Annotated in this window: 13 protein-coding genes and 1 pseudogene; 11 read left to right on the forward strand and 3 right to left on the reverse strand. The window is 65.4% G+C overall.

The features are described from left to right. Nucleotides 1-11: 11 nt before the first annotated feature. Nucleotides 12-596, reverse strand: a complete 585-nt coding sequence (locus ACFXKN_RS07025; RefSeq protein ID WP_378950854.1) for a TetR/AcrR family transcriptional regulator — start codon at nt 594-596, stop codon at nt 12-14. A gap of 234 nt (nt 597-830) precedes the next feature. On the opposite strand from ACFXKN_RS07025, the gene ACFXKN_RS07030 reads away from it, so the two are divergent. The 11 genes and pseudogenes from ACFXKN_RS07030 (at nt 831) to ACFXKN_RS07080 (ending at nt 11,486) form a co-directional block, all read left to right on the forward strand. Beyond that, nucleotides 831-1,688 (forward strand): MlaE family ABC transporter permease, encoded by an 858-nt coding sequence (locus ACFXKN_RS07030; RefSeq protein WP_378950857.1) that lies wholly within the window; start codon nt 831-833, stop codon nt 1,686-1,688. A 1-nt stretch (nt 1,689) separates the two neighbouring features. Beyond that, on the forward strand, nt 1,690-2,550 hold the full coding sequence (locus tag ACFXKN_RS07035) for an MlaE family ABC transporter permease (RefSeq protein WP_378950860.1): 861 nt from the start codon (nt 1,690-1,692) through the stop codon (nt 2,548-2,550). A 73-nt stretch (nt 2,551-2,623) separates the two neighbouring features. Further along, a complete protein-coding gene (locus tag ACFXKN_RS07040) occupies nt 2,624-3,976 on the forward strand; it encodes an MlaD family protein (RefSeq protein WP_379432635.1) in 1,353 nt (450 codons plus the stop codon). 1 nt (nt 3,977) lies between these two features. After that, nucleotides 3,978-4,999 (forward strand): annotated as a pseudogene (locus ACFXKN_RS07045) (MlaD family protein). After that, complete coding sequence (locus tag ACFXKN_RS07050) at nt 4,996-6,027, forward strand: MlaD family protein (protein ID WP_378950866.1); 1,032 nt, start codon at nt 4,996-4,998, stop codon at nt 6,025-6,027. The pseudogene ACFXKN_RS07045 and the gene ACFXKN_RS07050 overlap by 4 nt, the downstream one beginning before the upstream one ends. Beyond that, nucleotides 6,024-7,100, forward strand: coding sequence for an MCE family protein (locus tag ACFXKN_RS07055; RefSeq protein ID WP_378950869.1), 1,077 nt, complete (start codon nt 6,024-6,026; stop codon nt 7,098-7,100). The genes ACFXKN_RS07050 and ACFXKN_RS07055 overlap by 4 nt, the downstream gene beginning before the upstream one ends. Next, nucleotides 7,097-8,176, forward strand: coding sequence for an MCE family protein (locus tag ACFXKN_RS07060; protein WP_378950873.1), 1,080 nt, complete (start codon nt 7,097-7,099; stop codon nt 8,174-8,176). The genes ACFXKN_RS07055 and ACFXKN_RS07060 overlap by 4 nt, the downstream gene beginning before the upstream one ends. Further along, complete coding sequence (locus tag ACFXKN_RS07065; RefSeq protein WP_379432636.1) at nt 8,173-9,369, forward strand: MCE family protein; 1,197 nt, start codon at nt 8,173-8,175, stop codon at nt 9,367-9,369. Before ACFXKN_RS07060 ends, ACFXKN_RS07065 begins: the two co-directional genes overlap by 4 nt. A 24-nt stretch (nt 9,370-9,393) precedes the next feature. Then, nucleotides 9,394-9,966, forward strand: coding sequence for a hypothetical protein (locus ACFXKN_RS07070; protein WP_379432637.1), 573 nt, complete (start codon nt 9,394-9,396; stop codon nt 9,964-9,966). Between the two features lie 210 nt (nt 9,967-10,176). Continuing rightward, nucleotides 10,177-11,250 (forward strand): oxygenase MpaB family protein, encoded by a 1,074-nt coding sequence (locus ACFXKN_RS07075; protein WP_378950883.1) that lies wholly within the window; start codon nt 10,177-10,179, stop codon nt 11,248-11,250. Between the two features lie 35 nt (nt 11,251-11,285). Further along, on the forward strand, nt 11,286-11,486 hold the full coding sequence (locus tag ACFXKN_RS07080) for a hypothetical protein (protein WP_379432638.1): 201 nt from the start codon (nt 11,286-11,288) through the stop codon (nt 11,484-11,486). Between the two features lie 68 nt (nt 11,487-11,554). Here ACFXKN_RS07080 and ACFXKN_RS07085 read toward each other — a convergent pair whose 3' ends face one another. Next, a complete protein-coding gene (locus ACFXKN_RS07085; protein ID WP_379432639.1) occupies nt 11,555-12,247 on the reverse strand; it encodes a TetR/AcrR family transcriptional regulator in 693 nt (230 codons plus the stop codon). Nucleotides 12,248-12,463: 216 nt separating this feature from the next. Further along, entirely contained in the window at nt 12,464-12,934 is a 471-nt protein-coding gene (locus tag ACFXKN_RS07090; RefSeq protein WP_378950965.1) for a DUF3159 domain-containing protein, read from the reverse strand. Nucleotides 12,935-13,250 lie beyond the last annotated feature (316 nt).

Below are 13,250 nucleotides of genomic sequence, written 5' to 3' on the forward strand. Positions count from 1 at the left end.
GATCTGCACGTTCACACTTTCCGCGGGCGGATGGAATTCGCGAGCATCACCTCGAGTTCGCTGACGACGTCGTCGAGCGGAACGGTCGAGCGCGAGGCCCGGCACAGGATGACCGCGCCTTCGATCGCGGCGATGGCCATCGTGGCCAGCCGGGCGGCGCGAGCCTGCTCCACGCCCTCCGCTGTCAATGAGCGGATCACCGCGTCCTGCCACCGCCGGAAGATGTCGGCGACAGCCGCGATCAGCTGCTGATCGTCTTCCGATCCGCCGACCGTCACCGACACCACCGGACATCCCGCCGCATAGTCGCTCTCATGCAGGATCTGGGTCCAGAATGCGCCGAATCGTCGTAGGGCGCCGACCGAACCCTCGCGCACCGATTCGTCGATGATCGCCGTGATGGCGTTGCCCGCGAGTTCGACTGCCTCGGCGATGATCTGATTCCGGCCACCGGAGAAGTGGTGATACACCGAGCCGCGGGGAGTCTGGCTACGGGTCAGGACGGCATCGACGGTGACTCCCGCGGCTCCCCGTTCCCGCAGGAGTTCTACCGCGCCGTAGAGCATCTTCTGCTTGGTCCCGCTCCGTGCCGCCACGTTTTCCTCCACGTCGAGGGCACAAAACTATCCACCCTGACATACAGCATAGTCGGGTGGGATCTCGCGCCTCGAGTACTCAACGGCGTCGTTTCGTCACCTGTGGTGGCACCCGCTTGATACAGTCCCAGACAGCTGACTACGGATGCGTAGATATTTTGTAAACATCCGTGTAGATCAGCGGTCAGATTCGGTCGAACAGCGTGCGACCGCATTGAACACGGGGTGATCGACATGGTATCGATAGACAACAAAGTAGCTGCTACAACGGATTTCGAACTCATCGTCAGGTTCTGTCTCGACTGGTGGCGCGATCACCCGCGGCAGTCGGCCGAGACCGCGGGCCGACAGGTCACCATGGCGTGGCAAGCTACCGCAGAGCTAGTCCGGGCACTGGTTCACCGGCGCTTTCCGATGGCAGAATTCCTCCGTCAGAGCTCATTCATGGCAGGTGTCTCAGCCACTCCGACTCTGCTGGTCGCCATCCCGATCGCGGCCATCGTTTCGATCCAGATCGGTTCGCTGGTCAGCCAGGTCGGCGCGACGACCTTCATCGGCGCGGTCAATGGCCTCGGCATCATCCGCCAGGGCGCGCCGCTGGTCACCTCCCTGATGATCGCGGGCGCGGTCGGCTCGTCGATCTGCGCCGATCTCGGTTCCCGCACCATCCGCGAGGAGATCGATGCCATGCGGGTGATGGGCGTCGATCCGGTCCGCAGGCTGGTCGCGCCGCGACTGCTCGCCGCGGTGCTGGTGAGCGTGCTGCTGTGTGGGTTCGTGGTGTTCATCGGCTTCGCCACCGGCTATCTGTTCAACATCTACATCCAGGACGGCACACCCGGTTCCTACATCAGCACCTTCGCCTCGTTCGCCGTCGCGAGCGATCTGCTGGTCGCGCTGGTGAAGGCAGCGGTATTCGGCGCACTCACCGCGATCATCGCCTGCGATTGCGGCCTGAACACCAAGGGTGGACCGGGAGGTGTCGCGAACGCGGTCAACTCCGCGGTGGTCAGCTCGGCGATCGTGCTGTTCGCCGCCAATATCGCGCTCACCCAGATCTACAACACCCTGTTCCCCGCCAAGGTGCTGTGACATGACGAACTACCTACCGCCCCTGCTGCGTCCGCTCCGCGCGGTCAAGGCCGCGACCGACCCGATCACCGAGGCCAACGCGAGACTGGGACATCAGGGCGTCGTCTTCGTGGAAACGTTGCTGGCGATCCCGTTCGTCCTTCGGCACTACCGCAAAGAGGTTGTTCGGCTGATCGTCGACGTCACCTGGGGAAACGGCGCGCTGGTGGTCGGTGGCGGCACGGTCGGCGTGATCCTGATCCTGTGCGGCTTCGGCGGTATCACCGTGGGAATGGAATCGCATTCCGCCTTGGATCTGCTGACGATGAGCCCGCTCACCGGCGCGATCTCCGGTTTCGCCACCACCCGCGAACTGGCGCCCCTGCTGGCCACCATCGCCTTCGCCGCCCAGGCCGGCTGCCGGTTCACCGCCCAGATCGGCTCGATGCGGATCGCCGAGGAGATCGACGCGCTCGAGTCGATGGCGATTCGCCCGCTCCCCTACCTGATCACCACCCGCATGCTGGCTGCCGCGGTCGCGATCCTGCCGCTCTACAGCGTCGGCATGGCCACCGCCTACCTCACCACCAAGATCACCGCGTTCTTCCTGGGGGGCAACGGCATCGGCACCTATGACCACTACTTCCACCAGTTCCTCGACCCGGGCGACATCGTCTACTCGGTCCTCAAAGCGGTCGCGTTCGTGCTCGTCGCCACGTTCATCCAATGCCACTTCGGCTACATCGCCGCGGGCGGACCGGAAGGCGTCGGGGTCGCGGCCGGGCGCGCGATCAAGATGACGATCATCGTCGTCGTTTTCCTCAATCTGCTTCTCACACTCGCGATCTGGGGCGTCGACTCCGGTATCCGGATCTCCGGATAGGGGGACTGCTATGTATCCGGATCCCAGTGGACGCGGCTGGTCGCGCGGGCGGCTCAGTGTGGCCGGTGTAGCGATGACGCTGAGCCTTTCCGGTGTTGTCGCGCTGCTCGGTCTGCGCTACGCAGGCCATTTCGAGGAGACCGTCGCGGTGACGGCACGGATGACCAGCACCGGCGACGGGCTACCTGCCCGCGCCGACGTGCGTTTCCGCGGACTGCTGGTCGGCGCGGTGTCGCAGGTGCAGATCGCGGAGAAGGGGCTGAGCCAGCGGGTGGAACTCGACCTCGAACCTGCCGCTGCCTCGGCCATCCCGGCCTCGGTGACGGCTCGTGTCGTGCCTGCCAACATTTTCGGCGTCACCTCGATCGAACTCGTGGACAACGGCCCGGCCGCGACGCCATTGCGCGCGGGTGCTGTCGTGGAGCAGGACACCAGCCGCGCCACCGTGGCCCTCCAGACCACGCTCACCACGTTGCGTGACGTCCTCGATCGCATCCAGCCCGCCAAACTCGCCCGGGTGCTGGCCACCCTGGCCGAGGCACTCGACGGTGACGCCCGGCTGCCCGGCTCCACGATCGAGCGCCTCGACCGGTGGATCACCGAGGTCCGCGCGATGCCCGGGATCGGCGATCTGCTGGGCGACCTCGGCGCGGCCACCGCGGCAGTGAATCAGTCGGCACCCGAACTCGCCGATGCCCTCGGCAAATCGGTGCAGACGGCACACACGATCACCGTTCGCCGCAATCAGGTGATCGATCTGCTCACCTCGGCAGGCGCGGCCACCGACGCGACCCAGGCTTTGTTCGCCCGGAACCCGGACGCGGGCAAGGAGCTCGTCGTCGGACTGGACGAGACATTCGGCGCGCTCGCGGCGGATCCGTCGGCGTTGACCGACACCGTCACCGCGCTCGGCGATTCCCTGAGTCGCCTCGCCACCGTCTTCCATTGGGGGCCGAGCAAGCAGATGCAGTGGGACGTCACGGTCTCGTTCACGCCGTTCCGCCAGTACACGGCGGCCGACTGCCCGCGTTATGGCAGCCAGGCCGGACCACGGTGCGATACCGGCAGCATCCCGGATTCGGCTGCACCACAGTCTTATCCGGCCCAGTTGATTCCCGGCTGGCTGGCTTCCGCAGGGCCTGCGCCGATTCCCACCATGCCGGCCCTGCCCACCCTGCCGAATCTTCCGGCGCTGCCGATCATCCCCGGACTCTCGCTACCCGGTTTGGTGATCCCCGGCATCACCGCACCGGCGAGTTCGGCTCCGCAACCCGGCCACCGAGCCGGACCGGTCGCGCTCACCGGCCCCGCCGCGGTAGCCGCGTTCCTCGGCGAGCGCCCGAACACCACCCAGCAGCTGCTGCTCGGCGCCGTCCTCACCGGGGCGACCGTGACGGTCGCACCACCATCATCAGGAGATCACTGAGATGCGCACCCGTACTATCCATTTCGGTCTCGCCGCCTTCGTCGCACTGTCCATGATCGCGACCTACACGATCTGGTCGACCTTGCAGCGTTCGGTGCCCGGGGACACCCATCGTTACAGCGCCACCTTCACCGACGTGCTCGGCTTGCGCACCGGCGACGACGTGCGGATCGCCGGCGTGCGCGTCGGCCGGGTCGACGCGATCGACCTGGTCGACCGCCGCAATGCCGAGGTGACCCTGTCCGTACAGTCCCGCCAGCACCTGAGCACCACCACGAAAGCGCTGATCCGCTACCAGAATCTGATCGGCCAGCGCTACGTCGCGCTGGCCGTGGGCGAATCGGCGGGTGAACCATTACCCGCGGGCGGCTCGATTCCCTTGGCGCGCACGGAATCATCGTTCGACGTCTCCACCATGCTGTCGGGCTTCGAACCACTGTTCAGCCTGCTGCAACCCGACGAGGTGAACTCACTGTCGGAAACCCTGGTGCAGGCGCTGCAGGGTGACGGAGTGTCGTTGTCGGCCTTGATCACCCAGGCCGCCGCGCTGGCAACGACCTTCTCCGAACGCGACGAGATCCTCGGCGCGGTGATCACCAACCTCAGCGATGTCATCACCAGCCTGGCCAACCGCAGCGGCGAGCTGGAGACCCTGATCACCCAGTCCCGTGCCCTGGTCAGCGGGCTGTACGAACAAGGCGAGGTGCTCAAAGGCTCGGTCACCGGCATCGCCGAGTCGACGACGAAACTCACCGACCTCATCACCAGGGTCGCACCGGGGATGGCGCAGGCACAGCGACAGGCCAGCGAGGGCGTCGACCTGCTGCTGTCCAACGTGCGCGCCTCGATCAGTCGGCAATCGAACTCCCGCTGATCCTTGCCGGGCTCGCCCGGATCAGCGGCAACGGCACCTACGTCAATACCTATGTCTGCAGCCTGGATGTCTCGCTGTGGGGCGTGCTGTTTCCCCACGGAATGTTCTCCCAGGTCGGCGGCAACGAACACTCGGAAGTCTGCCGATGATCAAATTCCTGTTCTCCCTTGTCCTCACGACCTTGCGCGATGCGTTCCGCAGCCGGAACTTCACCCTCGGCATCGCGGCCGGGGTCACGGTGATCGTGCTCGTCCTCGGATCCGGGATCCTCTCCCGCGCACACCTCGGCGAGGACACCGTCCACGCGGAATTCGCCCAGGCCGCGGGCCTGCGGACCGGCAACAGCGTCGATGTGGCCGGAATCGAAGTCGGCACGGTCACCGCCGTGCGGCTCGAACGCGACCGCGTGCTGGTCACGATGAGTGTGCGGCCCGACCTCGGCGTGGGGCACGACGCGAAAGCGGCGATCAAGATGTCGACCATTCTCGGCAAGATGCACGTCGAGCTCGATCCGGGGACCGAGGGGCCACTACCAGCTTCACGTATCCCGTTGTCGGCCACCACCGTTCCCTACAACCTGGCCAAGGTCGTGAACGATCCGAAGTATCGCAATTCCTTCGAGCATCTCGAACGACTCGATCCGAACGCGCTGCGCGCGAGCCTGGACGCGGTGAGCACGCAGCTGGGCGATTCACCGCAGCTCACCGCCCAGGCGCTCGACAGTGTCGGCGCGCTGGCCAAGGTGATCGCCTCCCGGCGTGACGAAGTGGACCAGCTGCTGGGCAGCATGGATCAGGTTTCCGGCCTGATCGCCGACAACCAGAACAGCGTGCTGGTGCTGCTGACCAACGGCCAGGCGATCGGCGACTCCGTCATCCAGCGCCGCGATCTGATCAGAGCGCTACTCGACAACATCGCGGCCGCCTCGAAGATCCTGCAGGACATGGGCGTCGACGACGGCGGCAGGCTCGGCCCGCTCATCCACAGTCTGAACACGATGTCGCAAGGGCTGGAAAAGAACCGCGAACACCTCGACGCGCTGTATCAGGTGATGCCGGTGGCGGTCCGCCAATTCAACAACTCGTTCGCGCAGGGACCCTACGGCGACATCTACCTGCCGTGGATTTTCCCGGACAACTGGCTGTGTCTGGCCGACGCGGTAGAAGGGTGCAAATGATGCGCAGAGTGCTCCAATGCCTCGCGCTGGTGATCGTCACCGGCATCGGTGCGGGCTGTTCCTCGATCCCAGTGTCGCTGCGCCCCGACGCCATCCACCTCACCGCGGACTTCGAAGGCGCCGCCGGCCTGTTCGTCGGCAATGACGTCTCGGTCCTCGGCGTCCCGATCGGGCGAGTCGACGCGATCGTGCCCAAGGGCGCCTTCGTCGAAGTGCGGATGACGATCGAGCCAGGCGTCGAGCTGCCTGCGGACGCCATGGCCGCCCTGGTCTCCCCCCAGCTCATCACCAACCGGCACGTGGAATTGACTCCCGCCTACATCGGCGAAGGGCCCACTCTCGCCGACGGCGCCCACATACCGCTGGCGCGCACCAAGACTCCGGTCGAACTCGACCGCATCCTGCGCAACTTCGAACAACTCGGCGAAGCGTTGAAGGGCGACAACGCCAATGGCCCGATGGCCAGCCGGGTGCTGTTCCCGATGCTCGACGGCAACGGGGATCGCATCCGCGAGACACTCGACGTCCTCTCCACGACATTCGAGGTGTCGCTGGCCAATAAGGACCAGATCTCACGCACCATCGTCGAACTCAACGAGCTCACCACCATGATCGCCGGAAACGACCAGACCGTCCGGGACTTCAGCGGCCGGCTGACCGAACTCGTCGCCCTGCTCGCCGAGCAGGCACCGGGCTTGGCCGCGGTCCTCACCCAGGTGAACGACTTCATCGCCAACACCTCCACGGTGCTGGCCGAGAATCGGGTACCACTCACCGACGCGGTGAACCGCCTGGTCACCATTACCGGCCAAATGCGCGACAACGCACGCGGGCTCACCGAGATCGTCGATGTGACGCCGCTGATGGCCGACAACTTCGCCCGCGCGGTCAGCACCGACCAGCAGGCGCTGCGGCTACATCTGCTCACCGACAAATCGTTGCTGGACAACGAAACTCTGTCGCTGCTGTGTGAGCGGGTCGCCTTGCGCGCCGATGGCTGCCGGACGGGCAAACTCATGGACTTCGGTCCGGACTTCGGTCTGACTGCCGCACTGCTGGGACTCTCCGAATGAACAGAACCACGCGCCTCACCGTCACCGCGCTGGCCGCGATCAGCCTGTGCTCGTGCACGGTCACCGTCGACAACGTCCCGCTGCCACGCCCCGGTGTCGACGGGCCCTCCTACCGCTTGCACGCGGTGTTCGACAACGCGCTCAACCTGCCCGAACGGGCCAGGGTCAAGATCGGTGGCACCGACGTCGGAGTCGTCACCAGGATCGATACGACGAACTTCCTGGCCGATGTCGAGCTCGAGGTGCGCCGCGATATCGCACTGCCGCAGGGCACCCGCACCGAATTGCGGCAGCCGACTCCACTGGGCGACATCCACGTCGCCATCGTGCTGCCAGCGCACCGCCCCGGCACTCCGTTGCTCGCCGACGGCGATGTCATCGACCGCGAGCACACCTCGGCGGGCGCCTCGGTCGAGGAGTTGATGATGGCGATGTCGATGCTGCTCGACGGTGGCGCGATGAACCAGGTCGCCCGCATCACCTCGGAACTGAACGCGATCGTCGGCGGACGCGGACCCCAGCTGTCGCACCTGCTCACCGAACTCACCGCGACGCTGAGCGCGTTGAATCAGCGCACCGGGCAGATCGATTCGGTCTTGCACGGACTCGACGGGCTCACCTCCACGTTGCGCGCCCGCAAGGCCGAACTCGGTCAGGCAGCCGATACCTTCCCCGATCTGATCGCCGTGATCGCCGAGAACAATCGCGCCATCACCGATCTCACGACGAAGGTGTCCACGGTCACCGCCGCGCTCGGCGATTTCACCTCGACCACCGGCCCCGAATTCCTCAGTCTGTTCGACAGCGTGCAGGGATTGATGACCGGATTCACCCGGATGGGGGACAACTTGGGCACCACGCTGGACAGGCTCAACACACTGGGCCCGGTGGCCCGGGCGTCGATGCGAGGGTCGAGTCTGGCTGTCGCGGCACGGATCTCGTATCTGGACATCGGCGCGCTCACCGACACCGAGGGCAGCAGGCTGCCCGACGGCACCGACGTCACCGCGTTCATCGGCAGTCTCTCCCAGGTGTTGGCCCGGGTGCTCGGCCGGCTGCAGGGAGGTCATCGATGATCGCGCGCGCCGCTACCCTGGTCGTCGCGCTGGCACGCTGGGCCGAGCGCCACAAGACAGCCGGGGCCATGCTCGGCATGATCGGGTTGCTCGTCATCGGTTCCGGCTACATCGCCATCGATGTCGTCGGCGTGCGGCCACTGCGCACGACCTACACCGTGCGGGTCCAGCTCGACAGCTCCGGCGGCCGGCTCCCCCACAGCAATGTCACCGTGCGCGGGGTGCGGGTCGGCGCGGTACGCGCCATCGCACTCGACGGTCCGGGCATTCTCGCCGAGGCCGAGATCGACAGCGCCACAGCGATTCCCGTTGGTTCACCGGTAGCGATCGGGCGTCGTTCGGCCGCGGGCGAACAGTACCTCGACTTCCGGCCGACCACCGGCGAGGCGCCCTACCTCGCCGACGGTGCGACTGTGGCCGCCGACCAGGTGAGCACTCCGGTCACGATCGACTCGTTCCTGGACAACACCGGAGCCCTCATCGCCGGAATGAACCCGGATCGGCTCACCGTGATCGTCGACGAACTCGATCGCGCGCTGCAGGGCGGCCCCGATGTCCTGCGCACTGTGATCAGCGGTCTGAGCCAGGCGATGACCGGCCTCACCGGGTTGCTCCCGCAGACCACCGAACTGCTTCGCAATCTGCGGGTCATCGCCGACACCACCGCACACGCCCAGCCCGACCTCGCCACCCTGGTGCGCGGGTCGAGCGCGCTGTTCGACCAGATGAACGCCGCCGACCACGAGGTGCGCGAACTCCTCGACGAGGGTCCGGGCAGGCTCACCACACTCGGCGGCGTGCTCACCGAAACCAGCGACCCCCTCACCAGCCTGGTGACCAACTTCGTCGCCATCACCCGAGCGGCTCGCTTGCGAACCCCAGCCATGTCGGCACTGTTTCCCGCCTTACGAGCCGGTGTAGTCGCCCTCGGAGTTCCGGCCCACGACAATGCCTTCCACACCATGGCAGACATCTGGCCGCGTCCCACCTGCGAGTACGAGACCATCCCGGTCTCCCCGGCCGAGGTCTCCGACGGTCGCGGGCGGCTCTACAACTACTGCGTCACCAGCCATCCCGAGCTGCAGGTCCGCGGATCGGCCAACGCACCGCGCCCCGCCGGACCCGACAACGGTTCGGGCCCACCGCCCGGCATCACCGGCGACGAGCTCTCGGTCCCCTTGCCCGCCAACTGATTCCCACCTATCGAGGACGTACCGATGACCACCGATATCCAGCCACCGACCACCGCCGACTCGACCTCCGAAACCACCGAACCGACTGCGCGATCTCGGCGAAATACCGTCCGCCGCTTCATGATCCCGGCGGCCGCGGTGATCACGACCGCCGCCGTCGCCGTCGCGTCCTTACTCGCCGTGGACAACCACCGGATCCGCGCCCGCGAACAGGCGCGCGAGTCCGCGCTGCAGGCGGCCTGCACCTACGCCCCGACGCTGGCTCGCTACGACGCCAAAGATCTCGACACCTATTTCGCCGCGGTGCTGGCGGGCGCCACCGGCAGCTGGAAGACCGAATTCGACGCCACCAGCAGGGATCTGCGCGATGTGCTCACTCAGGGACAAGTGGTCTCCACGGTCGGCAAGGTCACCTGCGCCATCGAGTCCGCCGACGAGACCTCCGCGACAGCGGTGGCCGTCATCGATCAGACCATCACCAGCCTCGGCACCAAGGGCGCGCCCGCGCCCGGCCAGCTCTCGGTGAGCATGTCGCTGCGCAAAGACGCCGACCGTTGGCTGGTCAGCGAAGTCAGCACCCCGACACTGTCGCACTGATCGACAGGAGCTCCGGTGCACCACAATGGTCTCCCGGTCGTGAAATGGGTTGCCCTTCCGGCCTTCTCGTTCGAATTCCGGCCGAAAAATGCCGCGCGACCCGTAGCGGCCCGCAGCATGCACTGATATTGTCTTACTTGAAAGTTACACGCGAGTAGTAATTGATTCGACCGACTCGCGATCGACAGCAAGAATTTTGGGGAGAATCGCATGGCAACATTACGAACCTGGTTGTCGCTACCGGCGGTGGAACCGGCCGAGGACTACGGCTTCTTCGGACCCGATTCCGTCGCGTGGCGGGTATGGAGTTACCCGACCGGATTGACCATCGGCTTTCAGCGAGCGGTCGTCATCGAGGAACTCGACCCCGCACTGATCGCAGCGGTCGACAAGACCAGTGCGATCTATAGCCGCCCCCGCACCCGCTATGACCGGACATTGCGCTACTTCGCCATGGTGATGTTCGCCGACAGTCGGTCAACGGCCGCCGCCGCCGATGTCTTGGTCAAGATCCATTCCAAGGCAGTGGGAATCGATCCGGTGACAGGTCGGTACTACGACGCGAATGATCCGCAATCACAGCTGTGGATTCACCTCACCGCGTGGCATTCACTGCTGGTCGCCTACGAGAAATTCGGTCCGGGGCGGCTCAGCGCGGACGACGAATCCCAGTACTGGCACGAATGCGCGCGTGCCGCCGAACTCCAAACCTGCGATACAGCAGATATTCCCCGCACTCGCGAGGGTGTCGCACAGTACTTCGAACGCATGCGGCCAGAACTCATCGGATCCGATATCGCCAAGAAGGCGATGAATCATCTCCTCGACGCCGAGGTGATGCTGCCGCCGATGCCGCTCGTGCTGCGACCACTGTTCAAGATCGTCGCGGCATTCCTCCGGCGTGGAACATTGGCCACGATGCCACGCTGGATGCGGGAGATGGCCGGGTTGCCGAGCGGACGGGTGCTGGACCTCCTCGTTGTCCCCTGGCTGAGCGCGGCGATGACAGTGGTCAGTGTGAACACCCGGCTGCAATTGTTACTGCTGCAATTGATCTCCCCCACGACCGTGCCGGTGGCGGCACCGATGCTGCTCGGGGTAGTGCCGAAGAATCCGGTGACGATGACACCCCGACAGGCGCAGAAAACCTACGGATACGACATCCCGTCGCAAGCCCACCACGCACTTCGTGCGAAACAGCGCAATCGCGTGCTCGGCGAGGGCCTACCACCCTCCGATGAGGGGCTCATCGAGTCACAGCCGATCCTCGGCGACATCGCCTGAACAGGGAAAAGAGAGCAACAGTGTTGACGAAACTCATGGAACGACAGATCAGTATCCGTCAGATGATGTTTCTGGCAATCGCCGGGGGCGTCCCCTATTTTACGATCGGTGTGATCTGGTTGATCACGCACGACAGCCATTTGGGCGACTTACACGGACTCGACCGGGTGTTCTCCCTCATCGGCGAGGTAATCGCCTGGCCGGTGCTGATCATCGCCGATATCGACCTACGATAGTCGACCGGAACGAATCCGCTCACCGCGTGCGCGGTGAGCGGATTCACCGATAGTTTTCGACGTGCCGCTCAATCAGATCGAGCACCGCGGTCGCTCTCTCGAACAGTGGCGGCGTCGGGGTCGTTGGGCAAGGTGCGGGCCATGGATCGCACAGTGGCACGCAATCTTTCGGGCGGAAAGCGTTGCGGATCCGACAGAACCATCCGGCCCAGCACTTCGGTGAACCCGAGCATCACGTGCGCGATCAGTTCGACGTCGGCCTCGCGTGGGCCACCGCGCACGGCGAAACCCGCCGTCAACAGCTCGACACACTGATCGAGCAGCTTGTCGCGAGCTGCACCGAGTAGCTCGCGATAATCGGTCGGCGCGCCATCGCTGTGCAACAGAATCAGGCGCCAGCGGGTAGGCGCCGCGGCGACGGATTCGAGAAAAGCCATCACCGCCGCGACATACTCCCGGTCGGGATCGGATTCCTGCAGGTCACGCGGCATGGCCGCGAAGACCTGCCCCATTCCCCGTGAATGTTCGCGGTGCAGCAGATGCGCCACCAACTCCGGCGCCGAGGGATACATCGCGTACAGCACCGGCTTGGCGACTCCCGCCTCCTTGGCGACTGCCTGCATCGTCAAGTTCGCGAGCCCCGCATCACCGACGACACGAAGCGCGGCGTCGAGCAGTTGGGTTCTCCGCTCATCCGGCGGCAGCCGCGGCCCGTTGCGGCGCTTCGGGCGAGCGTTGGTCGGCATACTCTCGGTACTCACCACAACATCATCGCGCACACCAGCAGTTGCCGTCAGCGAACCCTCGGGGAGAAATACCCGACGACCGCCGCGCAAATTCGTTCATACGGGAGCGAGAATTAGCATCACCACCCGCACATAATTTACGATGCGGTGCGATTCAGCACGAACAGCGGATTCGAGGGGCTGAATCGTGAGCCAGAATATCCTCGTACACGTCTCGCCCGATTTCGTCGGTCACAATGCGCAGCGCGCCTGTGCCGGTGAGGTTTCGAGGTCGATGAGGTACGCCGCGACGATATCGTCGACACACTTGCTGGTTCCTACCGAGGCGATGGTGTGCCGTTCGCCCTCGCCTGTCAGCATCCTGCCGCCGAGGGTCTTCGCCAGGCTGATGCCACCCGCGTAGGGAGTGGTCGGATCGCCCGCGATCGAAATCGTCAGCGGGGTCTGGGTGCACGCGGCCAGGACGCCCGCGAGTCCGCCGCTTGCCTGTGCGATCGGCTCGCCGTTGATCGCACGCAATGCGGTCAGAACCAGCGCGACGACAACGGCCGTTCCGATCGCGATGGGCAGTGCGACAAGGGCATTAGCGACTACGAACACGACGATCGGCACCACCGTGTAGATCATGCCCTTCGTGCCACCGAAGTTGTCGAGTAGGGCCCGGGGTCGGGTCGGCCTGTTCGGGCTTGTGCGAGTGCCGATCGGAGATGGTCATGTCGTTCTCCTCGTCAGAGTGTGCGCTCGTACCTTCACGCTGACAAGCTTGACCGTTGGAGCATGACGAAAAACAGTGCACGGCATCATGATTTGACCATGACGCGGTCACACGGATGCCATGACGTTTGTCATGGCGGCACCGCGAACAGGGCTGCCGTGCCGTCGGCCGCGGGGGGGGGGGGGGCCCCCCCCCCCCCCCCCCCCCCCCAAAAGCCCAAACGGGGGGGGCCCCGGCGCCCCCGGCCGGGGGGCCCGGGGTGCCCCCGCGGGCCCCCGGGGGGATTAAAAAAAAGAAAGGGGC

Source organism: Nocardia sp. NPDC059195, from assembly GCF_042754695.1.
Lineage (GTDB): Bacteria > Actinomycetota > Actinomycetes > Mycobacteriales > Mycobacteriaceae > Nocardia.

Bases quoted from the DNA above. Each gene is read 5' to 3' on its own strand.
- ACFXKN_RS07030 (WP_378950857.1), top strand. From the start codon at position 831: ATGGTATCGATAGACAACAAAGTAGCTGCTACAACGGATTTCGAACTC.
- ACFXKN_RS07035 (WP_378950860.1), top strand. From the start codon at position 1,690: ATGACGAACTACCTACCGCCCCTGCTGCGTCCGCTCCGCGCGGTCAAG.
- ACFXKN_RS07040 (WP_379432635.1), top strand. From the start codon at position 2,624: ATGACGCTGAGCCTTTCCGGTGTTGTCGCGCTGCTCGGTCTGCGCTAC.
- ACFXKN_RS07050 (WP_378950866.1), top strand. From the start codon at position 4,996: ATGATCAAATTCCTGTTCTCCCTTGTCCTCACGACCTTGCGCGATGCG.
- ACFXKN_RS07055 (WP_378950869.1), top strand. From the start codon at position 6,024: ATGATGCGCAGAGTGCTCCAATGCCTCGCGCTGGTGATCGTCACCGGC.
- ACFXKN_RS07060 (WP_378950873.1), top strand. From the start codon at position 7,097: ATGAACAGAACCACGCGCCTCACCGTCACCGCGCTGGCCGCGATCAGC.
- ACFXKN_RS07065 (WP_379432636.1), top strand. From the start codon at position 8,173: ATGATCGCGCGCGCCGCTACCCTGGTCGTCGCGCTGGCACGCTGGGCC.
- ACFXKN_RS07070 (WP_379432637.1), top strand. From the start codon at position 9,394: ATGACCACCGATATCCAGCCACCGACCACCGCCGACTCGACCTCCGAA.
- ACFXKN_RS07075 (WP_378950883.1), top strand. From the start codon at position 10,177: ATGGCAACATTACGAACCTGGTTGTCGCTACCGGCGGTGGAACCGGCC.
- ACFXKN_RS07080 (WP_379432638.1), top strand. From the start codon at position 11,286: ATGGAACGACAGATCAGTATCCGTCAGATGATGTTTCTGGCAATCGCC.